23 protein-coding genes and 2 riboswitches are annotated in these 21279 nt (G+C 68.0%); of the genes, 10 read left to right on the top strand and 13 right to left on the bottom strand.

The genetic code is table 11. The annotated features are described in order from the left end of the window. Both FHT32_RS35470 and FHT32_RS23105 read left to right on the top strand, forming a co-directional pair. Positions 1–62: IS3 family transposase (locus FHT32_RS35470; protein ID WP_371132171.1), on the top strand; the 62-nt coding region annotated here is incomplete at its 5' end. Between the two features lie 216 nt (positions 63–278). Continuing rightward, on the top strand, positions 279–632 hold the full coding sequence (locus tag FHT32_RS23105) for a hypothetical protein (RefSeq protein ID WP_176666933.1): 354 nt from the start codon (positions 279–281) through the stop codon (positions 630–632). On the opposite strand, the gene FHT32_RS23100 is transcribed toward FHT32_RS23105, so the two are convergent. Continuing rightward, the gene (locus FHT32_RS23100) at positions 629–1207 is read right to left on the bottom strand and encodes a dihydrofolate reductase family protein (RefSeq protein WP_176666932.1); all 579 of its coding nucleotides are present in this window, start codon (positions 1205–1207) and stop codon (positions 629–631) included. The two genes, FHT32_RS23105 and FHT32_RS23100, sit on opposite strands and share 4 nt — an antisense overlap. A gap of 244 nt (positions 1208–1451) precedes the next feature. Here FHT32_RS23100 and FHT32_RS23095 point away from each other — a divergent pair, with 244 nt between their 5' ends. Continuing rightward, positions 1452–2597 (top strand): hypothetical protein, encoded by a 1146-nt coding sequence (locus FHT32_RS23095; RefSeq protein ID WP_176666931.1) that lies wholly within the window; start codon positions 1452–1454, stop codon positions 2595–2597. 53 nt (positions 2598–2650) lie between these two features. Here the strand turns inward: FHT32_RS23095 and FHT32_RS23090 are convergent, their stop codons facing one another. From FHT32_RS23090 to FHT32_RS23080, 3 genes are all read right to left on the bottom strand, one after another. Then, the gene (locus tag FHT32_RS23090) at positions 2651–3079 is read right to left on the bottom strand and encodes a hypothetical protein (RefSeq protein WP_176666930.1); all 429 of its coding nucleotides are present in this window, start codon (positions 3077–3079) and stop codon (positions 2651–2653) included. 26 nt (positions 3080–3105) lie between these two features. Next, complete coding sequence (locus FHT32_RS23085) at positions 3106–3762, bottom strand: hypothetical protein (protein WP_176666929.1); 657 nt, start codon at positions 3760–3762, stop codon at positions 3106–3108. 104 nt (positions 3763–3866) lie between these two features. Next, positions 3867–4280, bottom strand: coding sequence for a GFA family protein (locus FHT32_RS23080; protein WP_093306684.1), 414 nt, complete (start codon positions 4278–4280; stop codon positions 3867–3869). Between the two features lie 296 nt (positions 4281–4576). Between FHT32_RS23080 and FHT32_RS23075 the strand changes: the two genes are divergently transcribed. After that, complete coding sequence (locus FHT32_RS23075) at positions 4577–5878, top strand: UDP-N-acetylglucosamine 1-carboxyvinyltransferase (protein ID WP_176666928.1); 1302 nt, start codon at positions 4577–4579, stop codon at positions 5876–5878. A 122-nt stretch (positions 5879–6000) separates the two neighbouring features. Here the strand turns inward: FHT32_RS23075 and FHT32_RS23070 are convergent, their stop codons facing one another. Further along, positions 6001–6894: a LysR family transcriptional regulator gene (locus FHT32_RS23070; RefSeq protein WP_176666927.1), complete on the bottom strand. Its 894-nt coding sequence runs from the start codon at positions 6892–6894 to the stop codon at positions 6001–6003. An 82-nt stretch (positions 6895–6976) separates the two neighbouring features. Between FHT32_RS23070 and argC the strand changes: the two genes are divergently transcribed. The 5 genes from argC (at position 6977) to FHT32_RS23045 (ending at position 11265) form a co-directional block, all read left to right on the top strand. Then, positions 6977–7903 (top strand): N-acetyl-gamma-glutamyl-phosphate reductase, encoded by a 927-nt coding sequence (argC, locus tag FHT32_RS23065; protein ID WP_176666926.1) that lies wholly within the window; start codon positions 6977–6979, stop codon positions 7901–7903. Between the two features lie 179 nt (positions 7904–8082). Continuing rightward, the gene (locus FHT32_RS23060; protein ID WP_176666925.1) at positions 8083–9126 is read left to right on the top strand and encodes a nitronate monooxygenase family protein; all 1044 of its coding nucleotides are present in this window, start codon (positions 8083–8085) and stop codon (positions 9124–9126) included. 40 nt (positions 9127–9166) lie between these two features. Further along, the gene (locus tag FHT32_RS23055) at positions 9167–9838 is read left to right on the top strand and encodes an alpha/beta hydrolase (protein ID WP_176666924.1); all 672 of its coding nucleotides are present in this window, start codon (positions 9167–9169) and stop codon (positions 9836–9838) included. A gap of 132 nt (positions 9839–9970) precedes the next feature. Further along, complete coding sequence (locus tag FHT32_RS23050; RefSeq protein ID WP_176666923.1) at positions 9971–10876, top strand: DUF3014 domain-containing protein; 906 nt, start codon at positions 9971–9973, stop codon at positions 10874–10876. 134 nt (positions 10877–11010) lie between these two features. Then, on the top strand, positions 11011–11265 hold the full coding sequence (locus tag FHT32_RS23045) for a hypothetical protein (protein WP_176666922.1): 255 nt from the start codon (positions 11011–11013) through the stop codon (positions 11263–11265). Between the two features lie 30 nt (positions 11266–11295). Here FHT32_RS23045 and gcvP read toward each other — a convergent pair whose 3' ends face one another. The 7 genes from gcvP to FHT32_RS23010 all read right to left on the bottom strand — a co-directional run bounded on the left by gcvP (position 11296) and on the right by FHT32_RS23010 (position 19086). Then, on the bottom strand, positions 11296–14208 hold the full coding sequence (gene gcvP, locus FHT32_RS23040) for an aminomethyl-transferring glycine dehydrogenase (RefSeq protein WP_176666921.1): 2913 nt from the start codon (positions 14206–14208) through the stop codon (positions 11296–11298). A 104-nt stretch (positions 14209–14312) separates the two neighbouring features. Continuing rightward, a complete protein-coding gene (gene gcvH, locus FHT32_RS23035; protein ID WP_093201071.1) occupies positions 14313–14684 on the bottom strand; it encodes a glycine cleavage system protein GcvH in 372 nt (123 codons plus the stop codon). A gap of 53 nt (positions 14685–14737) precedes the next feature. After that, positions 14738–15910 (bottom strand): glycine cleavage system aminomethyltransferase GcvT, encoded by a 1173-nt coding sequence (gene gcvT, locus FHT32_RS23030; protein WP_176666920.1) that lies wholly within the window; start codon positions 15908–15910, stop codon positions 14738–14740. Positions 15911–15955: 45 nt separating this feature from the next. Continuing rightward, a riboswitch (glycine riboswitch) is annotated at positions 15956–16067 on the bottom strand. Positions 16068–16079: 12 nt separating this feature from the next. Next, positions 16080–16176: riboswitch (glycine riboswitch) on the bottom strand. Positions 16177–16222: 46 nt separating this feature from the next. Then, the gene (locus FHT32_RS23025; protein WP_176666919.1) at positions 16223–16603 is read right to left on the bottom strand and encodes a YkvA family protein; all 381 of its coding nucleotides are present in this window, start codon (positions 16601–16603) and stop codon (positions 16223–16225) included. Positions 16604–16682: 79 nt separating this feature from the next. Next, positions 16683–17231: a hypothetical protein gene (locus tag FHT32_RS23020; RefSeq protein WP_176666918.1), complete on the bottom strand. Its 549-nt coding sequence runs from the start codon at positions 17229–17231 to the stop codon at positions 16683–16685. A gap of 100 nt (positions 17232–17331) precedes the next feature. Further along, on the bottom strand, positions 17332–17811 hold the full coding sequence (locus FHT32_RS23015; protein WP_176666917.1) for a DUF4440 domain-containing protein: 480 nt from the start codon (positions 17809–17811) through the stop codon (positions 17332–17334). An 84-nt stretch (positions 17812–17895) separates the two neighbouring features. Beyond that, positions 17896–19086: an MFS transporter gene (locus FHT32_RS23010; protein WP_176666916.1), complete on the bottom strand. Its 1191-nt coding sequence runs from the start codon at positions 19084–19086 to the stop codon at positions 17896–17898. A gap of 98 nt (positions 19087–19184) precedes the next feature. On the opposite strand from FHT32_RS23010, the gene FHT32_RS23005 reads away from it, so the two are divergent. After that, positions 19185–19967, top strand: a complete 783-nt coding sequence (locus FHT32_RS23005) for a helix-turn-helix domain-containing protein (RefSeq protein ID WP_176666915.1) — start codon at positions 19185–19187, stop codon at positions 19965–19967. Positions 19968–19976: 9 nt separating this feature from the next. On the opposite strand, the gene FHT32_RS23000 is transcribed toward FHT32_RS23005, so the two are convergent. After that, on the bottom strand, positions 19977–21269 hold the full coding sequence (locus tag FHT32_RS23000; protein ID WP_176666914.1) for a TRAP transporter large permease: 1293 nt from the start codon (positions 21267–21269) through the stop codon (positions 19977–19979). Between the last annotated feature and the right edge of the window lie 10 nt (positions 21270–21279).

Below are 21279 nucleotides of genomic sequence, written 5' to 3'. Positions count from 1 at the left end.
TCAAGCTCAAACTCAAAGGCCTGAGCCCAGTACAGTACCGAACTCAGGCCTTGTGCCATTAGCTTCTAACTGTCCAACTTCTTGGGGTCAGTTCACTACCGCACATGGTCTGCGGCTTTTTCGTTCGCGCGCCAACTTTTGGCGGCTCGGACGGGAGGGCTCGCGCCCTGCCGGTTTCCGCAAGGATGTCCCGGTCTTCCAACCCGTTCGAGCTGCCGCCCTCGTTTGGAAGCGAGAGCGTCGGTTTCTGCAAATCGACATCCTTGGGAGGCCCACACATGGCCAATGCTTCTTCAAATGACGCCGGCACGAGCACCCGTGCCGCCAGCGCTTCGTATCGCCCCTCGGCCCAGTTCAAGCCCTTCGAATGGGTGCAGGGCGACCGGCTCGATTCCTCCGGTCGGAGCCAGGCCGAATTCCTGAACGACGCCCGCGACATCGTGCAAGGCGCGCAAACGCTGGTCCAGCTGCTCGGCTGGGACGAAGACCGGCGCGACGCCGCCGCGTCCGATGCAGACCCCGCCCCGCTCTTCGAAGCGAGCCAGCGCGATTCGCTGCAGCGGCTGCTGTCCGCGACGCTCGGCCTGCTTCACGCCCGGATCGAAGTCCAGTGCGAGGCACTGGCGGGCTAGCCCGCCTTCAACGGGCCGGCGAAGCTGTAGGTATTGATCAGCAGCCCGGACGGCGTCGTCTTCGTGCCGACGAATTCGAAGGCGCGTCCCGGCGTTCCCTCGGCGAAGAAGCGCTTGCCCGTACCCACGAGAACCGGATAGACGATCAGCACGACTTCGTCCGCGAGCCCGTGTTCGAGCAGCGTCGAGGTCAGCGTGGAACTGCCCCAGAGAACGAGGTCCGATCCGGCCTGCGACTTGATGCGCCGCACGCCTTCGACTAGGTCGGGCCCGACGGCCACGGACGGCCCCCACGCGAGGCTTTCCGGACGATGGGTGACGACATGCTTGGTTGCCGCATTGAGGCCATCGGCCATCGGACCGCCAGGCGCCTTCGGCCAGTAGTCCGACCACATGTCGTAGGTGCGCCGGCCCAGCAGCAGGTCGAAGCGCGCGCCGTGCGCGGCAAGGACTTCGTCCCGCCCGGCCGGGGTCCGATAGGGCGCGGTCCAGTCGGCGTAGGGAAAGCCGTCTTCGCCGGACGGCTGGATCACGCCGTCCAGCGATATGTGCTCCATGATCTTGAGCTTTCTCATTCGGGTCTCCGTGTCTGGTTGTTGGGGTGGGAGTGCCGGGGATGCTGAACTGTCCCCGGTATTCGCGCAACTCCATTTCTTATTGCAACTTTCTGTTGATCCGACAAGACGATCATCCGCGGCAGCCGGATGAGATGAATGACTTTCGTCAGATGGCAGGGAGTGCCTTTTCTTCCAGAATCGCGCGCCGGTGCCGCGGATGCCATCCGCGGACGCGAAGCTCGACAACGAAAGGGAAGAAGCAATGGGTTATGACGTCAGCAACCTTGCCGTGGATGTGCGCCTCATCCGGGAGCGCCTTGTTCCGTACGTGCGCGGAGCCACCACGGATGGGCTGGATGACGTCGTGCGCGACGCAGCCCGCCGGCAACTCGTGGCCCACCATGCAGGCGCCTGGTGCAAGCGCCTCGTGAACCTGCAGCGCGCCATCTACGCCGGCCAGGAGAAGGCAGTGCGCGAGCGCGCCGGCGTGCCGCCCGGGGCGTCGTTCTCACAGCCGCTCGGCGGCACCGGCATTCCCGGCTTCGACGCGTACCAGGCGCATTGGGGGCGTCCCTATTACATCGAAGCCGACGACGCCGAGGAGGCCCTGCGCGAGCTGGCGGCCTACGAAGCTTGCGACATCGCCGCCGGCAAGTCGGCCGTCGATGCGGTGGCGTTGCGCATGCTCGCGAAGCTCGACGCGCGGCGCCATCTCGTCCGGCCCGATGCCAGACCCGAGGCTCTCGCCGTGCTCGATGGCTTCTATCCGCTGGCCGCGCACCTGCCGCCCGAAGAGGGCGCCCCGGACGAGGCGATGACTCCCGATGCCTTGCGGGACCGGATGCGCCGCCGCCTCGAGCAGTGGCGGCACATCTGGGAATGCCGGGAAGACACCACGACCGAGATCGAGGCCGAAGGCTTCATGTGGCCCGAACCGGCGAGCGAACTCGTGGGCTCGATCTCCTACGAGATCGTCAACCTCGCGGCGCAGGTGCTGCCGAGCTGGCAGAGCCGGGGGCGGGTCTGGCCGACCGCATTGTTCGAACGCATCGGCGTGGACGTATCGCACGTCTTCGAGACGCCCGCCGCACTGTTCGCCGATCTGCTCCGTGACTTCCCGATGCTTCAGGAGAAGATGCGGACCACCATCCATTTCAACTACTCGCTCGGCGGCTACGTGCCGCCCGAGAAGACAGGGCTGCTGGTCGAGCTGCTGCAGAAGCACCGCCGCGCGCTCATCTTCGCCTGGGACGAAGACCCCGGCGGCGACGACATCGAGGCATTCGCGTCCGACTACCAGATGATTCTCGAACCTGCGCTTCTGGCCGTCCGCAAGGGCTACGGTTTTGTGGAGGCCTCGGAAATCCAGCTGTGGCCCGCGAAGGAAGAGGCGAGCGAGGCAGGCTGACGAGAGTCGGACTCGCCCCGGCTCGATGCCTTGGAAGCAGACAGCGGGCGGCCTCAGCGCAGAGGGCCGTACTTGCGCTGGAATTCGTTCTTCAGATCCCTGGCGGCCCTCTCCCTAGGGTCGGCTTCGATGCGCCGCTGCTCCTTCGCGTCTTTTTTCATCTGCTCCTTGAACGCTTGCATCTGCTGCTCCTTCTCTCGCTGACTGCTCTCGCGCCGGCTCTTGTATTCGTCGTCCCTGCGCTTTTCCTCCTGCCACTTTTCGCGCTCCTCCCTCTCGTTCCACTCGTCGCGCCGGGGACGATTCGCCACGGATGCATCGTCGTTCGAGGTACCTCTTGAAGATGCACACCCGGCGATACCTGCAAGCAGCATCGTCAGCGACAGTGCGCCCAGGCATGCGCGCCTCGACGGCGCCCTGTCCGGATGCATAGCGATGAGTTCCTCCGGTCGGGAATGGTTCTTGTGCTGGATCAGGCGCATGGGGGCTCCGTCTTCTTCCGCATGTCTCAGTCGTTGCTCAGCGATGAAGCAGGATCCGCGAAGCTGCCGCGCACATGCCAGCCGTCCGGGGTGAGGGCCAGCACCTTCTCAGACAAGCCGTGCGGGCCGGCTTCGGCCCTGATCTTTCCGGCCGCAGCGCACATCAGCCCCAGGATCTGCCCGGGGCCGATCGTCTCGCCCGAAGCCTCGAAGCTGGCCTTGCTGTCCATGAAGTAGATGACGTTGCGGCTCGGGACCACCGTGAGCAGTTCACCCTGGAAGTCGTTGGTCAACTCCTGCCAAAGGCCCGGCACAAGCAGCATGCAGACCTCGAAGTCGCCGCCGGACACCAGGGCCTTGTAGAGCACCAGGTCCTGCGTGCCGAGCTGGGGCAGCACTTTCGCGAGCATGTTGTCGACCGCCCGGACATGCAGCTCCTCCGGGGTCAGCCCCAGACTCGCCATGCCTTCGTTCGTCAAGGTGATGAACTGGGTCGGCGTGTCGAACGCATAGGTCACCAGCAGGCCGCTGTCGCCGGCGAAGGGATAGGCCACGGGCGTCTGCGCCTCGCGATCGCCGCCCAATGCCTCGATCTCGTCGAGCCTGGGCTGGACCGACTGGAGGAAATCAGCGGTCCTGATGCGTGGGTAGACGGACGATGGCGAAGGCGGGTTCGACGACATGGCGACGCATTGTCGAAGTGGCCTTCGCGCCGCGATAAGTGCACAAAGTCATGGAGCTGGCGCAGCCCGAGTGCAAGCGGATCGCGCCTTCCTTGTCCCTCGCCTCAGGCTGTGGGCATCTTGTCGAACTTGACCAGCTCCGGATCCAGAAAATCCCACGCATGCCCGCGCACGCCATACGTGACCGCCTGCGGCTTGAACCGGCTGGGGTCATCGAGGCTCGCCGCATGCACGGTGATGACGTCGGGCATTGCCGCATAGGTCATGTACACGGGCGAGCCGCAGGTGGGGCAGAAGGCGCGGGTCTTGACGTTGCCGCTGTCGCCGACCATGTCCCACAGCGTGGCCTGGCCGGTCTGCTTCGTGCCGCCGCGCGGGAAGCTGAGGTACGAGCCGTGGCCGGTGCCGCTCTTGTGCTGGCAGTCCAGGCACTGGCAATGGTTCTGGAAGATCGGCTCGGCCGGAATTTCGTAGCGGATGGCGCCGCAGGCGCAGCCGCCGGTGTAAGCGTGGCTCATTTGTCTTGTCCTTTCGAGGTTGGCTTGCCAGCGGGGCTGGGTGGCTGGCGGAGGCAACCAATCTATTCGGGCAGCGGCAGGACGGGGGAGTAACAAGTTCGTCGCGAGTCGGCCCGTAAATCATCCGCATGTAACGCGAAAGAATTGTTATTTCAGCGGCTTCTGCTTTGAAGTTCTTACAACTTCGGCGCCTTTCGTGCCGCTTCCAGACGGTAAAGTCGTCGCTTCCGGTTTCGGACTGTTTCCGGACCTTTTCTCCACCGCTCCCGCGCCCCCGTTTCCTCTCGCCTTCCTCCATGTCCAACCTCATCGTGCACGGCGGTACGCCGCTGCGTGGCCGCGTCACCCCCTCCGCCAACAAGAACGCCGTGCTGCCGGTGCTCTGCGCCACCTTGCTCACCTGGGAGCCGCTGCGCCTGCATGGCGTGCCCGACATCACCGACGTGCGCAAGATCCTCGACATCTTCCGCACCCTGGGCAGCGACGTGCGCATGGACCACGAGACGGGCACGCTCGAGCTGCACCACCGCGAGACGGCCTTCGACGCTTCGCGCCACCGGCTGCCGGAGGAGATGCGCTCGTCGATCATGCTGGTGCCGCCGCTGTTGGCGCGCTTCGGCGTGGCGCGGCTGGAGGACAACGTCAAGGGCTGCACGCTGGGCGTGCGCGAGATCGATCCGCACGTGGAGGTGTTCCAGCGCTTCGGCGGCGAGGTGGAGCGCACCGAGGGCTCGCTGCTGGTTCGCAGCAAGAGCAGGCTCACGCCCACCGACCACTGGCTGGACTACGCCTCGGTCACGACCACCGAGAACTTCGTGCTGTGCGCTGCGGCCACCGACGGCACCTCGACGCTGACCAATGCGGCCTCGGAGCCGCACGTGCAGGAGTTCTGCCGCTTCATGGCCATGATCGGCGTGCGCATCGAGGGCATCGGCACCTCGCGGCTCACGGTGCACGGCGGCGGCACGCTCAAGGGCGGCGAGTTCCGTTTCGACGAGGACTTCCACGAGATCACCACCTTCCTGGCGCTGGGCGCCATCACGGGCGGCGACGTGGTCGTGCGCAACAGCGCGCCGGAAAACTTTCCGCTGCTGGACCGCACCTTCGCGAAGTTCGGCGTGCAGATCGTGCACGAGGACGGCTGGTCGCGCGCCGTGCGCAGCGGTCCGCTGAAGGTGCAGACGCCTTTCACGAGCAATGTGCTCACCAAGGTGGAGGCGGCGCCGTGGCCCTACTTTCCGGTGGACCTGCTGCCGATCTTCATTGCGCTGGGCGTGCGCGCCGAGGGCAACGCGATGTTCTGGAACAAGGTGTACGACGGCGCGCTGGGCTGGACGGGCGAGCTCTCGAAGTTCGGCGCGCACGTGTTCTCGTCCGACCCGCACCGGCTCATCACCTTCGGCGGCAATCCGTTGACGCCCGCGGTGGTCGAGAGCCCCTACATCATCCGCGTGGCGATAGCGCTCTTCATGGTGGCGGCGAGCATCGAGGGCCGCTCGGAGATCCGCAACGCGGCGCCGATCCGCCGCGCGCATCCGCGCTTCGTTGAGAACCTGCGCAGCCTGGGTGTGCGCGTGGAGTGGACGAGCGAAGAGTAAGGACGAAGGCGAGAGGGCATCCAGCTCGTCCCGAAAAACCCGGGCAGCCTTTGCCGGAAATCCATGAACGGGCGGCCCGGGGCGGGTTGTGCCGCGGCGGGCCGGCACATCGGGCATCCGACTCAGCCGCCAGCGGAGCTCTTTTCAGGCAGCAAGGCGTTCATGACGAAACGCGTCGGTCCGCTGGCCCCCCGGTCGCTGACCGCGAGGCCGAGTTGCCGCCAAAGAGCCGGGCTGAGCGGACGCACGGTGATGCGAGGGTCGCGCGCGCTCTCGTGCGATTCCTCCGGCAGCAGCGCCGCTCCATAGCCCGCGGCGACCAGTGTCCTGATCGCGTCGTTGTAGTTGAGCTCGATGCGTGGCCGGCAATGGACGCCGGCCGCGGAGAACCACTCCGCGGTAAGCCTGTAGAGACGCGTGGAGGAGTCGTTCATGATCAACGGCTGCTGGGCCAGCCACTGTGGAGTCAGCCGCCTCGGTGCCTTCCACTCCGCCGGCAGGAAGGCAACCACCGCCTCGCGCCGCAGGGGCGTGACATGGACGCCCCGCACGGGCGCCTGCGGCAGCGCCACGACCGCCAGGTCCAGGCTGCCTGCGGCGAGCCGGGTCATGCTTTCATTGGAGGTCAGCACCTGCACGTTCACGTCGATGCCGGGATGGTTGCGGGCGAGGCGTCCAAGCGCGGGCGGCAGCAGGTGCGCAATGGCACCTGTCGAGGCACCCACCCGCACGCGGCCCGTTTGGCCCGCGAGTTGGCGTTTGACGTCCTCCACTGCTTCGTCCGCGTCGGCGAGCAGCCTGCGGGCACGCGCAATGAACCGTTCTCCCAGGGCGGTTGCCTGCGCGGGCCCCCGTCCACGAACGAGCAACTGGCCGCCCAGGCGCGACTCCAGTTCAGCGATCTGGACGGTGACCGTGGGGGCCGCCAGGTGAAGGGCGCGCGCGGCGTTGGCCAGGGAGCCAAGGTCGGCAATGGCGACAAGGGTGCGCAGATGATCGAGGCTCAGTTCTCGCATGGCGCAAATTTAACTTTTCTTAATCCTGGGTTCCATATATTTAGCTGGAGCCATCGAGGCCGGATGCCTACGATCGCGCTCCATGAACCTCAGCATCTTCATCGACGGCGATCAGGGCACCACCGGCCTTGACCTGCAGAACCGGCTCCGGGGTGGGGAATTTCGCATCCGCACATTGCCGGCAAACCTGCGCAAGGACGCGGCCGCCCGACGGGCCGCTCTCAACGAGTGCGACATCGCCATCCTTTGCCTGCCCGATGCAGCGGCGCGCGACGCGGTGGCGATGATCGAGAACCCCTCGGTGCGCGTGATCGACGCCAGTTCGGCTCACCGCACCAGCCCGGGCTGGGTCTACGGCCTGCCCGAACTCGATGCACGGCAAGGCAAACGCATTGCCTCGGCAGCACGGGTCACGAATCCGGGCTGCTATCCCACTGCTGCGGTTGCCCTGCTGCGGCCGTTGAGGGATGCCGGCCTCCTGCCTGCTGACTATCCGCTTGTCATTCATGCCGTCTCGGGCTATTCCGGTCAGGGCAGGGCGGGGGCGGAAGCGCACGAGGCCGGGACTGGAGCGCATTCCTTGAAGGTTTACGGCCTTGCACTCGAGCACAAGCATGTGCCGGAAATAGAGACCTACGCCGGCCTGACGGAGCGCCCCATCTTCGTGCCGGCCTATGGCAGCTACCGGCAGGGCATCGTGCTCACCATCGGATTGCACGCGCGAATGCTTCCATCCGATGTCTCGGGTACGCGCATCCACGAATGCCTTGCGCAGCGATACCGCGATGCGGCGCACGTTCACGTGCTGCCGATGTCGTCTGCCATTCCGATGACAGAGCTGGACCCGCAGGTCCACAACGGCTCGAACGATCTGAGTCTGGCCGTTGCGTGGAATGAACGCACAGGTCAGATCGTGCTGGGCGCGGTTCTGGACAACCTGGGCAAAGGCGCCGCGGGGGCGGCTGTGCAGAACCTGCGATTGATGGCCGCCGAGATGCTGACGGTGTAGCGGCTCGATATCGACGGCAGCTGCCGGCGCCGCGCCGTGTCCGGATCGCTGCACGGTCTGAACGGTCCCCACGCGAGGCTCTCCGGGCGATCGGTGACGCGGGGCGATGACCCTGTTGCCGCGGCGACCTCCGGCTTGGCCGGAGAATCACCGGCATTCGACAAAAGGAGCGCCTCCGAATGACCACGCTGCAACAACTCCTCGGCACGGAAATCCCCCTCATCCAGGCCCCGATGGCCGGCATCCAGGGCAGCGCGATGGCCATCGCGGTCAGCAACGCAGGCGGGCTCGGTTCGCTTCCGGCAGCGATGCTGAGCACCGATGCCCTGCGCAGCGAAATCGCCGCCATCCGCGCGGGCACCGGCAAGCCCTACAACGTCAACTTCTTCTGCCATACGCCGCCCGAGCCCAGCCCTGAGCGCGAGGCGACCTGGCGCGCCGCGCTGGCGCCGTACTACGCCGAGTACGGCATCGATGCGGCGGGCATTCCCGCCGGCCCGGGCCGCAACCCGTTCAGTGCCGAGGTGGCCGACCTGCTGGCGGAGTTCAAGCCGCCGGTGGTGAGCTTTCATTTCGGGTTGCCGCCCGAGGCGCTGATGGCGCGGGTGCACGGCTGGGGCGCGAAGGTGCTGGCCTCGGCCACCACGGTGGAAGAGGCGCAGTGGCTCGAGGCGCGCGGCGTGGACGCCGTCATCGCGCAAGGGCTGGAGGCCGGCGGGCATCGCGGCCACTTCCTGTCGCACGACCTGACGCGGCAGCTGGGCACCTTCGCGCTGCTGCCGCAGCTCGTGCATGCGGTCAAGGTGCCGGTGATCGCGGCCGGCGGCATCGCGGATGCGAACGGCGTGGCCGCGGCCATGGCGATGGGCGCGGCGGGCGTGCAGATCGGCACGGCCTACATGCTGACGCCCGAGGCGACCACCAGCGCGATCCATCGCGCGGCGCTCAAGGGCAAGGCCGCGAGGCACACGGCGCTCACCAACCTCTTCACCGGCCGGCCGGCGCGCGGCATCGTGAACCGCGTGATGCGCGATCTCGGTCCCATCGGCGCGGCGGCGCCGGAGTTTCCGCTGGCCACCTCCGCCATCGCGCCGCTGCGCGCCAAGGCCGAGGCACAGGGCAGCGGCGATTTCTCCCCGCTGTGGTCGGGGCAGAACGCGACCGGCTGCCGCGAGATTCCTGCAGCCGAACTCACGCGCGAACTGGCGCGAGGGTTTCGCTGAACAAAAAAGAAAAGAACGAACGAAAGAAAGAAGAAGGCCAATGACCCAGCAACTGCATTTGCCCTTGAAGTTCCTCGCGCAAGGCGCACAACCCGATGTCCGCGAGCCGTGGCTGCTGGTGCTGATGCACGGCGTGGGCAGCAACGAGCAGGACCTGTTCGGCCTGGCGCGCATGCTGCCTCCTCAGTTCCACGTGCTGAGCCTGCGCGCGCCGTACGTGCTGTCGCCCGACTCGTACGCGTGGTTCGAGTTCGACGTGCTGCCCGGCGGCGAGCGCCGCATCGACGAAGAGCAGGAGCGCGAAAGCCGCTTCCTCGTGGGCGAGATGATCGCCTCGGCCTCGCAGCAGCTCGGCGTGCCGGCGCAGCGCATCGTGGTCGGCGGCTTCAGCCAGGGCGGCATCATGGCGTTGTCGCTGCTGCTGACCAAGCCTGAAAGCGTGCGTGCCGCATTGGTGTGGCACAGCCGGCTGCTGCCGCAGGTGGTGCCGCACATCGCGCCGCCCGAGGCTTTCGAGGGCAAGGCGCTGTGGGTGAGCCATGGCAGCGCCGACAACGTGATTCCGCCGAGCGCCGCACAGGCCACGCGTGAGCTGGCGCGCACGCTGCCGCTGGCGCTGTCGGGCACGGACTTTCCGGGCGCGCACGAGATCCGCCCGGCGGAGCTGCAGGCCACGCTGGCGTGGCTGCAGTCGCTGAGCGCGCCGGAATGAGCTGACTGAACTTCCGCGTGACCGCTGCGTCACAGGGCGTTACGACGACGTGGTCCGGCTGCGACCTGATCTGGTGCACCATAGCCAGCTGCTCGCCTTCCTGACGACATCACCGCACAAGGAAACGCCCTCATGCAAGACAGCGACACCCACGACACCCCCGAGTTCAGGCCTCGCCGCGAAACGCCCATAGGAAGCATCGTCGTCGCCGTGCTCGTGCTGCTCGCGGCCGCGTTCTTCGGCTGGCGCTGGTACCAGCAGCAGCAGGCCCCCGAAGCCACGCCGGTGGCCGCGGCGCCGAACGACGGAGCGCCACCCCCGCCGGCACCCGCGCCCGCACCCCAATCCCTGGAACCGCGAAACCCGATGGACGGGATCGCGGTGCCCGACGCGGGGCTCGCGAACGCCACCGACGCCGACACGCGCGTGATGAAGGCCCTGGTCGACCTGTTCGGCAGCAAGAACGTGGCCGACTTCCTGCAGTTCGACGGCATCGTGCGCCGCTTCGTGGCAACGGTCGACAACCTCGCGCGCGAGCAGGCGCCAGCGAGCGCATGGCCGGTGCAGCAGACCAAGCAGCGCTTCATCACCTCGGGGCAGGGCGACAAGCAGGTCATTGCCGCCAACAACGCGGCGCGCTACAACGCCATGGTGCTGTTTGCCGGGTCCGTCGATCCGGCGAAGGCGGCCAAGGCCTATGCCCGGCTCTATCCGCTCTTCCAGCATGCGTATGAAGAACTGGGCTACCCGGGGCGCTACTTCAACGACAGGCTCGTCGCCGTGATCGACCACCTGCTGCAGGCGCCCGAGCCCGCCGGTCCGGTGCAGGTGCGGCTGGTCGAGGTGAAGGGCGACGTCCCGTCCCAGCGACCGTGGGTGCGCTACGAGTACGCCGATCCGCAACTGGAAGCAATGTCCGCGGGGCAGAAGATCATGGTGCGCATGGGGCTGGAGAACGAGCGCAAGGTGAAGGCCAGCATGCGCGCCTTCCGCGAGCAGATCGCCACGGGGGACGTGGTGAAGAAGAAGCAGCCCTGACTGACAGCAGCCCCGACACTGGCCCTGAGGCTGCGGGCGTTCTTCCGGCGCGCCGTGTAGGCGCACACCGATTGCATGCCCCGCGGTTGTCGCGGAGGCTTGGTTGCCGAAACCAAGCTCCGGAGGACAACCGTATGAATCTGATGAGCGTCGACCTCTACCAGAGTGCCACCGACTCGGAGAAATTCCTCGCGCTTCCGGCGGGCACCGACCCCGCCGAGCTGATGGGCCCGATGACCATCGACCCGGACTACGCGCAGATCAACCGGTACCGGGAGGCCTTCCAGTTCGACCCGTCCGAAGCCTATGCGGGCGTCAACGCCGCGAAGATCGCCGCTGACATCCTGACGGTGAAGTGGGCGGCCTACCGCCGCGAACCCTCACCGTAGAAGGTCGCGCCTTCGCGGCCTCCTTCCCGTTCAGGCCTCTTCGGCTTCCTCGCTGTACTCGCTCACCGGCACGCAGCTGCAGAACAGGTTGCGGTCGCCGTAGACGTTGTCGACGCGGCCAACGGGCGGCCAGTACTTGGCGTTCTTGAGCGCGGCCAGCGGGAAGGCGCCGAGTTCGCGCGAGTACGGGTGGCTCCACTCGCTGCCCAGCAGGCTCGCGGCCGTGTGCGGCGCGTGCTTGAGCGGGTTGTCTTCCTTCGGCCAGACGCCTTCCTCGATGCGGCGGATCTCGCCGCGGATGGCGATCATCGCGTCGATGAATCGGTCGAGCTCGGCCAGCGGCTCGCTCTCGGTGGGTTCCACCATCAGCGTGCCGGGCACGGGGAAGCTCAGCGTGGGCGCGTGGAAGCCGTAGTCGATCAGGCGCTTGGCCACGTCCTCGGCGGTGACGCCGCTGGTGTCCTTCAGAGGGCGCAGGTCCAGGATGCACTCGTGCGCGACGTGTCCGTTGGGGCTGGCGTACAGCGTGGGGTAGTGGTCCTTCAGGCGCGCGCTGATGTAGTTGGCGCTCAGGATGGCCGTCTCCGTCGCGGCCTGCAGGCCCTTGGCGCCCATCATGCGGCAGTACATCCAGCTGATCGGCAGCACCGCCGCATTGCCCAGCGGCGCGGCCGACACCGCGCCCACGCCGTTGGAAGGTACGCCGGCCGTGGCATGGCCCGGCAGGTAGGGCACGAGGTCTTCGACCACGCAGACGGGGCCGACGCCCGGCCCGCCGCCGCCGTGCGGGATGCAGAAGGTCTTGTGCAGGTTCAGGTGGCTCACGTCGCCGCCGAACTCGCCCGGCGCGGCCACGCCGACCAGCGCGTTCATGTTGGCGCCGTCCACGTACACGCGACCGCCGTGCGCATGCACCAGCTCGCACAGCTCCTTCACGCGGGTCTCGAACACGCCGTGGGTGCTGGGGTAGGTGATCATCACCGCGGCCAAGTTGGCGCTGTGCTTCTCGCAGGCGCGCTTGAGGTCGTCGATGTCGACGTTGCCCTGCGCGTCGCAGGCCGTCACCACCACCTGCAGGCCCACCATCTGCGCGCTGGCCGGGTTGGTGCCGTGCGCGGAAGAGGGGATCAAGCAGATGTTGCGATGGCCCTGGCCCTTGGCCTCATGGAAGGACTTGATGGCCAGCAGGCCCGCGTACTCGCCCTGCGAGCCCGCATTGGGCTGCAGGCTGATGCCCGCGTAGCCGGTCGCCTCGCACAGCCAGGCGCGCAGCTGGGCGTCGAGCTGGGCGTAGCCCTGCAGCTGGTCGGCCGGCGCGAAGGGGTGGATGTTGGCGAACTCGGGCCAGGTGATGGGGATCATCTCGCTGGTCGCGTTGAGCTTCATGGTGCAGCTGCCCAGCGGGATCATGCTGCGGTCGAGCGCCAGATCCTTGTCCGACAGGCTGCGGATGTAGCGCAGCATCGCCGTCTCGCTCTTGTGGGTGTTGAACACCGGGTGCGTGAGGAATGCGCTGGTGCGGCGCAGGTCTTCGGGGATCAGCGGCACGGTGCTGCCCGAGAGGTCGTCGAAGCGCGGCGCCTGCGTGCCGGCGGGCGCGAACAGGGCCCACAGCGTTTCGACGTCGGCGCGCGTGCTGGTCTCGTCCAGCGAGATGCCCAGGTGCTGCTGCAGGCGCTGGCGCAGGTTGACGCCGGCGGCCTGCGCGCGTTCGATGATCGCCTGCGTGTCTTCGCCGGTGCGGATGGTCAGCGAGTCGAATGCGGTGGCGTTCACCGGCTCGCGGCCCATCTGCGAGAGCCCCTTGGCCAGCACCGCGGTGAGCGCGGCCACGCGCTGCGCGATGCGCGTGAGGCCGTCGGGCCCGTGGTACACGGCGTACATGCTGGCCACCACGGCCGGCAGCACCTGCGCGGTACAGATGTTGGAAGTGGCCTTCTCGCGGCGGATGTGCTGCTCGCGCGTCTGCAGCGCGAGGCGGTAGGCCGGCTGGCCGTGCGTGTCGACGCTCACGCCCACGAGGCGGCCCGGCAGCGAGCGCTTGAACTCGTCGCGGCAGGCCAGGTAGGCGGCGTGCGGGCCGCCGTTGCAAAGTGGCATGCCGAAACGCTGCGTGGTGCCGCAGACGATGTCGGCGCCCCATTCGCCCGGAGGCGCCAGCAGCGTCAGCGCCAGCAGGTCGGCCGCGACGATGAAGGCCGCGTCGCACTGGTGCGCATGGCCCGCGAGCGGGCGCAGGTCGTGCACGTGGCCGGTGGTGGCGGGGTACTGCGCGAGCACGCCGAAGAAGGCGCCGCTGACCATCAGGTGGGGCAGCGTTTCAGACACGGTGCTCACCTTGACCTCGATGCCCAGCGGCGCGGCGCGGGTCTTGATCACTTCGATGGTCTGCGGGTGGCAGTCGCCCGAGACGAGGAACACGTTGCTCTTGCTCTTCACGCTGCGCTTGGCGAGCGTCATGGCCTCGGCGGCGGCCGTGGCTTCGTCGAGCATCGAGGCGTTGGCGATGGCCATGCCCGTGAGGTCGCACACCATCGTCTGGAAGTTGAGCAGGGCTTCCATGCGGCCCTGCGAGATCTCGGCCTGGTAGGGCGTGTAGGCGGTGTACCAGGCGGGGTTCTCGAGGATGTTGCGCAGGATCACGCCCGGCGTGTGGTTGCCGTAGTAGCCCTGGCCGATGAAGTTGCGGAACACCTTGTTCTTCGACGCCATTGCCTTCAGCTCGGCCAGCGCATCGGCTTCAGTCACCGGCGCGGGCAGGCGCATCGGCTTCGAGCGGCGGATGGCGGCGGGCACGATGCCGTCGATGAGCTCCGCGCGCGTTTCCGACCCGATCGCCGGCAGCATGCGCGCCTCGTCCGCCGCATCGATGCCGATGTGGCGGGCAATGAATTCTTCGGCGTTCTCGAGTTCTTGCAGGGTGGGGAGGGCGTGGCTTGACATGGCGATGGGATGGGGCAAGAGAGGAGTACGGGAGCGGGAGCCGGATCCGGATGACGAGAAACCCTCGCGTCACCCGTACCCGGTCGCCGGCTTTCAGCAGCGCATCAGGATTCGGCGGCGAACTTGTCGTAGCTGGCCGCGTCCAGCAGCGCGTCGAGCTGCGCCGGATCGCTCAGCTTGACCTTGAAGAACCAGCCGGCGGCCAGCGGGTCGCTGTTGGCCAGCGACGGGTCGGCGCGCAGCGCTTCGTTCACTTCGGTGATCTCGCCCGAGACGGGCATGAACACGTCGGCGGCGGCCTTCACCGATTCGACGACACCGGCGACTTCGCCCTGGGCGAAGGTCTTGCCGACTTCGGGCAGGTCGACGAACACCACGTCGCCCAGCGCGTCCTGCGCGTGCACGGTGATGCCGACGGTGGCCGCGTCGCCTTCGGCCGACACCCATTCGTGGTCCTTGGTGTACTTGATGCTCATGGTGGAAAAACTCCTCGTGGAAAAAATGGATCGGGGGTGCAGAGCCTAGCCGGTCAGCCGCGGTAGTAGCGGGTGGGCACGAAGGGCATGGTCGACACTTCCATCGGCACCGGCTTGCCGCGCACGATGGCCTGCACGCGCGTGCCGGGCTCGGCGAAGGCGGTGGCCACGTAGCCCATGGCGATGCAGCGGTCGGCCGTGGGGCCGAGCAGGCCGCTGGTGACGAGGCCGATGTCCTGGCCTTCGAAGGACTGCAGCACCGTGCCGTCGCGCACCGGAATGCGCTCCAGCGCCACGAGGCCCACGCGCTTGCGCTTCAGCGTGTCGTGGTCGGTGTGGCCGGCCGCGCCTGCGGTGGCTGCGGCGAGCTGCGCGAGGATCTTCGCGGCGCCCGGAAAGCCGCCTTCGCGCGCGCCACCGGTACGGCGCACCTTCTGCATCGCCCAGTTGAGCGAGGCCTCGACGGGCGTGGTGGTGGTGTCGATGTCGTTGCCGTAGAGGCAAAGGCCCGCTTCGAGCCGCAGCGAATTGCGCGCGCCCAGGCCGATGGGCTTGACCTCGGGCTGGGCCAGCAGCAGGCGGGCGAGGCGTTCGGCGTCGGATGCGGCCACCGAGATCTCGAAGCCGTCTTCGCCGGTGTAGCCGCTGCGGGTGACGAAGGCCGGGATGCCGCCGATCTGCACCGAGCCGCCGGTCATGAACACGAAGCGCTCGATGCCGGGCGACAGCCGCGCCAGCGTGGCCGCGGCCTGCGGGCCCTGCAGCGCGAGCAGCGCGTGGTCGGGCAGGGGGCGCACCTCGCAGCGCGAGCCGATCTTCTGCTGGATGTGGGCGATGTCGGCCACCTTGCAGGCGCCGTTGACGATCACGAAGATCGAGCCGTTGCCCTCGTTGAAGAACATCAGGTCGTCGAGGATGCCGCCCTCGTCGTTCAGCAGCAGGCCGTAGCGCTGCTTGCCGGCGGGCAGGTCGATCACGTCGACGGGCATCAGGGTCTCGAAGGCGGCAGCGGCGTCGGGGCCGACCAGGCGCAGCTGGCCCATGTGTGAGATGTCGAACAGGCCGGCTGCGTCGCGCGTGTGCTTGTGTTCGGCCATCAGGCCGGCGGGGTACTGGACCGGCATCGAATAGCCGGCGAAGGGCACCATGCGGGCGCCCAACTCCAGGTGGAGGTCGTACAGCGGCGTCTTGAGAAGTTCGGTAGCGGATGCGGAGGAAGCGGCCACGGGGCACTCCAAAGGGGCAGTCGAAATCCATGACGCAAGCCATGGGCCACCCCTGCTGTCCGCTTTACCTGAGAGATTCGCCCCACGATCGGGGTTTGCTCCTTCGGTGGGCCGCTGCCTCGGTTGGTGGCGGCGGCCTCTCTCCAGCAAGGAAACGCCGGTTTTCACCGGCGCCTCGTCAGTCCTTTTGCCTGAGCGTTCGGGGGAAATAGCCCCCTGCGCCTTCGGCGGCCCCGGCTTGCGGGGCTCTCTCCTGACCCGGGCGAGTGTAGTTGATCGGGCAGCCCGGCCGGCGGATTTGTCCTGCCGCCCTCAACGTGCCCACAGGTACCACGCCCCCGCGACCGCGGCGATCCACACGGCCACGACCAGTGCGGCGCCCCAGCGGCTGGTCGGCCTGGAGCCCGAGCTTTGCATCCAGGCATCGGCCCGCTCGCGGCATTCGGCGAGCACCGGCGCCGGAATCAGCCGGATCGTGAGCCAGATCAGCCCCGGCAGCAGCAGCACGTCGTCGACGTAGCCGAGCACTGGAACGAAGTCGGGAATCAGGTCGATCGGGCTGAGCGCATAGGCCACCACGAACATGCCGAGCGCCTTGGCGTACCACGGCGTGGCGGCGTGCCGGCAGGCGAACCAGAGCGTGACGCCATCGCGCTTGAGGCGCCTGGCCCAGCCGCGAAGGCGTGCGGACAACGAGGTGGAGACGGGAGGCGGGGAATTCACCCGGCGATGGTGTCACAGGCTGGGGCGACGGCCGCCCCCATCGAGGTCCTCAGTGAATCACTTCGGCCGGCGGCAGCAGCCGGTCGATGCGCTCTCGCAGCGACTCGGCGCGCTCCACGCCGGCGGTCTTCTCGATCTCGGTGAGCATCAGCGCGGCGATGGTCAGCATGGCCTCGCGGTCGCGCGCCTCGCGCAGGGCGTCGCGCATCTGCAGCGCGAACTTCGGGTCGCGGCGCACGAACATGCGCTCGCAGATGTCGAAGAGGAACATGCGCGTTGTCGCCAGCGAACGCTTGCCGTCGAAGGTGTCGGCGGAGGTGGCGACCTGGATCGGCTCGGCGGCGGGAATGGGCGAGGGCGCGGGCTGCGCGGGGGGCTCGGCTTCCGCCGCCGCGGCCTTCGTGCCCTGCAGGTAGCCCTTGTCGATCAGCGCCTGGATCGTCCGCTCGGCTTCGTCGCGGTTGGGGAAGAGGGGACTGAAGTCGGTCAGGGAGCGCCGGCCGTCGGCCATCAGCAGCAGGGCGCGTTCGCGCTGGGTGAGCGTGCGCTGTCCGCCCTGGAGTTCGTTGCGCGCCTTGTCGGTCTTGGTGGGAAACATGGCAGCCACAGCTTTGGGGAAACGAAGGCTGCAGCATCGTTGCAAGTAGTGACATCTCCATGAACCGTTCGCCTTACAGGGGCAATTGCGTGGCGGCCCTTCAGCCGGCGCTTTCCTTGCGTATGAGCCAGCGGTTGCCAACGCGCTGCAGCTCCAGCGTCTTGCGGCCTTTCTCGCGGAATTTGTCGGCGCTGTAGGTCTGCTCGAAGGTGGCGCTGGCCGATTGCCCCTGGACACTGATGACGAGGCTTTCGATGCCCACGTTGATGACGGCCTTGTCCTCGATGCGCGCGCGGCGGTCGGCCTCCCAGGCCTTGCGGTCCTGGCCGCGCGGCGGGGCGAAGTCGGGTGCGTAGGCCGCCAGGTAGCGCGCCACGTCCCGAGCGGACCAGGCTGCTGCCCAGGCGCGCACGGCGGCTTCGACTTCGCGGATGCCGGCGGCGGGATCTGCCGGCGCGGGCGCCACCGGTGCGGGGGCTGCCTGTGTGGCCGGCGCCGCGGGCGGGGCGCCGAAGGCGGCCGGTGCCAGCAATGCGCCGCCCATGGCGCCTCCCATCAGGCAACTCCGGAATCGATTCATGGCGCAGTCCCCTCCTTGTCGGTTCTCGCCCGATTCTGGCAGCGAACATGCGTGAAGCCGACTGGCCCCCCGGGGAACCCGTGTTCAGGCGGCAGCCCCCTCGGCTTCGGCCGGCAAGGCCTGCGGCGTCCGGTTGCGCAGGCGCAGCGCCATCACCGCCGCGGCGCACAGCACGCAGAGCACCGCCGTCAGCGTCACGCCGAGGCCGCGCGCGTCCGACAGCATGCCGAAGAGCGGCGACACCAGCCCGCCCACCGACAGCGCCAGCCCCAGCGCGATGCCGCTGGCGGTGGCCGGGTTGCGCGGAAGGTAGTCCTGCGCGAGCGTCACCTGTGCCGCGAAGGGCAGGAACATGCACAGGCCGAAGAGCCCGGTGCAGGCCAGCGCCCAGCCGGCGCTCGGCGCGAGCACGATGCCCGCGAGCGAGGGCAGCGCGAAGAGGTAGCCCGCGCGGATCGTGCCCATGCGCCCGATGCGATCGCCCAGCCACCCACCGAGCAGCGTGCCGACCGCGCCCGCCGCCGTGAACGCGGTAAGCGCCGCCGCGCCCTGGAAGGCCGAGCCGTGCAGGTCGCGCGTGATGCGCAGCGACAGCATCGACATCACCGTGACGTACGGAATCGACCAGCCCACGATGGTTGCCACCAGCAGCCCGAAGGCGTGCCAGTCGTTGTGCGGCTTCATCAGGTGGTCGCCGGCCTTGCGTGCCGCCGCGGCCGCGCTGCCCGAGGCCGCACCGCGCCGCGCGCTCACGACGAACCACACCACGCCCATCGCCAGCGCCGGCGCGCCCAGCAGGTAGCTGCGCGACAGGCTGCCGCCGCCCACGGCCGTGGCCGCCAGCACCGGCGCGAACGAGGCGCCGATGGTGCCGCCCACCGAGAACACGCTCATCGCTTTCTGCGAGCCGCCGCCAGCCGCGCGCGCAGCCACCGTGGCCGGCGGGTGGTAGGCCGCGATGCCCAGGCCGCACAGCGCCATCGCGATCCAGGTCAGCAGGTAGCTCTGGCTCAGCCCCGCCAGCACCACGCCCAGCGCGGCCACCAGGAAGCCCGTGGGCACCAGCCAGCTGCGCGGATGCCGGTCGGCGTACAGGCCGAACAGCGGCTGCACCACGCTCGACAGACCCGTGGCCGCCAGCATCAGGCCGCTGACTGCCGTGTAGCTATAGCCGCGCTCCAGCACCATGAAGGGCAGCAGGGCGGGCACGAGGCCCTGGTAGAGGTCGTTGACGGCATGGGTGCCGGTGAGCAGCCCGAGTCGGCGCTTGTTCATGACGGATGCTTCTTTCGTTTGCTGTAGGAGTGGAAAAAAGCATCGTAGGAAGCCGTGAGAAGATGTTCCTGCTACGAATTGGCAAGCATCGTCGAGAAATGGACAAAGCGATCAACCTCCGCCCGGAGCAGGGCGAATCGACCCCGCGCGCCGTCGCGGTGCTCGCGACCGACCCTGCCGGCGACGCCTTCATTCCGCCGCACACGCACCGGCGCGGGCAGCTCATCCACGCGATCTCGGGCGTGATGCTGGTGAGCGCGGCGGCCGGAAGCTGGGTGGTGCCGACCGGTCGCGGCGTGTGGGTGCCCGGCGGCATGGAGCACGAGATCCGCATGGCCGGCGAGGTGCGCATGCGCACCGTGTTCGTCGAGCCCGGCACACGTGCCGACCTGGGCAGCGAGTGCCGCGTGATCCACGTCGGCGCGCTGCTGCGGGAGCTGATCGTCACGGCCGTGTCGCTGCCGCTGGACTACGCGCCGGGCGGCCGCGACGAGCGCGTGATGGAGCTGATCCTCGACGAGATCGAGGCCGCACCCGCGCTTTCGCTGCACGTGCCGATGCCACGCCACGCCCGGCTGGCCGCGCTGTGCGAGGAACTGGTGCGCGATCCTTCGCTGCCCGCCGCGCTGGACGACTGGGCGCAGCGCCTGCACATGAACACCCGCACGCTCGCGCGCCTGTTCCAGCGCGAGACGGGCATGAACTTCGGTGCGTGGTGCCGGCAGGCGAGGCTGCTGCTGAGCCTGCCCCGGCTGGCAGCGGGCGCGTCGATCCTGGAGGTGGCGCTGGCCCACGGCTACGAGAGCCCGAGCGCCTTCACCGCGATGTTCCGGCGCACCTTGGGCGTGCCGCCGAGCCAGTACCTGCACCGGCCCGGATGAACGGCTTCGCTACTTGAACCCTAGCGTGTGCGGCAGCCAGGTGCTCAGCGCCGGCACGAAAGTCAAAATCAGCAGTACCGCGCCGTGTGCCCACAGGAAGGGCACCAGCTCCTTCACCAGCGCCGTCATCGGCACCTTCGACACGTTGCATGTCACGAAGAGCAGCCCGCCCACCGGCGGCGTGATCATGCCGAGCGTGAGGTTGAAGATCACGATCATCGCGAAGTGCACCGGGTCCACGCCCAGCTTCACCGCCACCGGCGCGAGGATCGGCGCCAGCACCATCACGCCCGGCAGCGGCTCGATGAAGATGCCGAAGAGCAGCAGGAAGATGTTGACGATGATCAGGAACATCCACGGCGAGAGGTTCATGCCGATCAGCCACTCGGCCATCTGCTGCGGAATGCCCTCGATGGTCAGGACCCACGCGAACGACGCCGACAGGCCGATGATGATCAGCACCGAGGCCGAGAGCAGGGCGGAGCGCGAAAGAATGTCCGGCAGCGCCTTCCATTCGAGCGTGCGGTAGACGAACTTGCCGCACACCAGCGCGTAGAACACCGCCACCACCGAGGCTTCTGTGGGCGTGAACCAGCCCGCGCGCATGCCGCCCAGGATGACCACCGGCAGCAGGATCGCGGGAATCGCCTTCCACGTCGTCACCAGGATCTCGCGCAGCGGCGGCGTCTGCCCATCGCCCTTGTAGTTGCGCTTCTTCGAGACGTGGTAGTTCACCAGGCACATCGCCACCGCGATCAGGATGCCCGGGAGGATGCCCGCCGCGAACAGCGTGCCGACCGAGACCGTCTCGTCCTGCAGCGCGTAGATGATCATGATGATCGAGGGCGGGATGATCGGCCCCACGATCGCGGTCGAGGCGGTGAGCGCCGCCGCGTACGAGCGGTCGTAGCCGGCCTTGTCCATCATCCTGATGAGCATCGACCCCGGCCCCGCCGCGTCGGCCAGCGCCGAGCCCGAGATGCCCGAGAAGAAGGTCAGCGACACCACGTTGGTGTAGCCGAGCCCGCCGCGCCGGTGGCCCACGAATTGGCCCGCGAAGCGCAGCAGCACCTCGGTGAGCGAGCCGCCGCTCATTAGCTCGGCCGCCAGGATGAAGAAGGGCACCGCCATCAGCGGAAAGCTGTCGATGCCGGTGAAGGTTTCCTTCAGCAGCACCATCAGCGGATAGTTTTCCGCGAGGATCAGCGTGGTGACGGTGGACAAGCCCAGCGCGAAGGCCACGGGCACGCCGATGGCCAGGAAAATGCAGGCGGAGACGATCAGAACGATGCTGGCATCCATGGTCGTTCCT

The sequence above is a fragment of the Variovorax sp. SG517 genome, assembly GCF_013376045.1.
Classification (GTDB): Bacteria; Pseudomonadota; Gammaproteobacteria; order Burkholderiales; family Burkholderiaceae_C; genus Variovorax.
Note: the sequence above shows the minus strand (reverse complement) of the source record. Positions and strands in the feature narration are given on the sequence as shown.

Bases quoted from the DNA above. Each gene is read 5' to 3' on its own strand.
- FHT32_RS23105 (WP_176666933.1), top strand. From the start codon at position 279: ATGGCCAATGCTTCTTCAAATGACGCCGGCACGAGCACCCGTGCCGCC.
- FHT32_RS23100 (WP_176666932.1), bottom strand. From the start codon at position 1,207: ATGAGAAAGCTCAAGATCATGGAGCACATATCGCTGGACGGCGTGATC.
- FHT32_RS23095 (WP_176666931.1), top strand. From the start codon at position 1,452: ATGGGTTATGACGTCAGCAACCTTGCCGTGGATGTGCGCCTCATCCGG.
- FHT32_RS23090 (WP_176666930.1), bottom strand. From the start codon at position 3,079: ATGCGCCTGATCCAGCACAAGAACCATTCCCGACCGGAGGAACTCATC.
- FHT32_RS23085 (WP_176666929.1), bottom strand. From the start codon at position 3,762: ATGTCGTCGAACCCGCCTTCGCCATCGTCCGTCTACCCACGCATCAGG.
- FHT32_RS23080 (WP_093306684.1), bottom strand. From the start codon at position 4,280: ATGAGCCACGCTTACACCGGCGGCTGCGCCTGCGGCGCCATCCGCTAC.
- FHT32_RS23075 (WP_176666928.1), top strand. From the start codon at position 4,577: ATGTCCAACCTCATCGTGCACGGCGGTACGCCGCTGCGTGGCCGCGTC.
- FHT32_RS23070 (WP_176666927.1), bottom strand. From the start codon at position 6,894: ATGCGAGAACTGAGCCTCGATCATCTGCGCACCCTTGTCGCCATTGCC.
- argC (WP_176666926.1), top strand. From the start codon at position 6,977: ATGAACCTCAGCATCTTCATCGACGGCGATCAGGGCACCACCGGCCTT.
- FHT32_RS23060 (WP_176666925.1), top strand. From the start codon at position 8,083: ATGACCACGCTGCAACAACTCCTCGGCACGGAAATCCCCCTCATCCAG.
- FHT32_RS23055 (WP_176666924.1), top strand. From the start codon at position 9,167: ATGACCCAGCAACTGCATTTGCCCTTGAAGTTCCTCGCGCAAGGCGCA.
- FHT32_RS23050 (WP_176666923.1), top strand. From the start codon at position 9,971: ATGCAAGACAGCGACACCCACGACACCCCCGAGTTCAGGCCTCGCCGC.
- FHT32_RS23045 (WP_176666922.1), top strand. From the start codon at position 11,011: ATGAATCTGATGAGCGTCGACCTCTACCAGAGTGCCACCGACTCGGAG.
- gcvP (WP_176666921.1), bottom strand. From the start codon at position 14,208: ATGTCAAGCCACGCCCTCCCCACCCTGCAAGAACTCGAGAACGCCGAA.
- gcvH (WP_093201071.1), bottom strand. From the start codon at position 14,684: ATGAGCATCAAGTACACCAAGGACCACGAATGGGTGTCGGCCGAAGGC.
- FHT32_RS23020 (WP_176666918.1), bottom strand. From the start codon at position 17,231: ATGTTTCCCACCAAGACCGACAAGGCGCGCAACGAACTCCAGGGCGGA.
- FHT32_RS23015 (WP_176666917.1), bottom strand. From the start codon at position 17,811: ATGAATCGATTCCGGAGTTGCCTGATGGGAGGCGCCATGGGCGGCGCA.
- FHT32_RS23010 (WP_176666916.1), bottom strand. From the start codon at position 19,086: ATGAACAAGCGCCGACTCGGGCTGCTCACCGGCACCCATGCCGTCAAC.
- FHT32_RS23005 (WP_176666915.1), top strand. From the start codon at position 19,185: ATGGACAAAGCGATCAACCTCCGCCCGGAGCAGGGCGAATCGACCCCG.
- FHT32_RS23000 (WP_176666914.1), bottom strand. From the start codon at position 21,269: ATGGATGCCAGCATCGTTCTGATCGTCTCCGCCTGCATTTTCCTGGCC.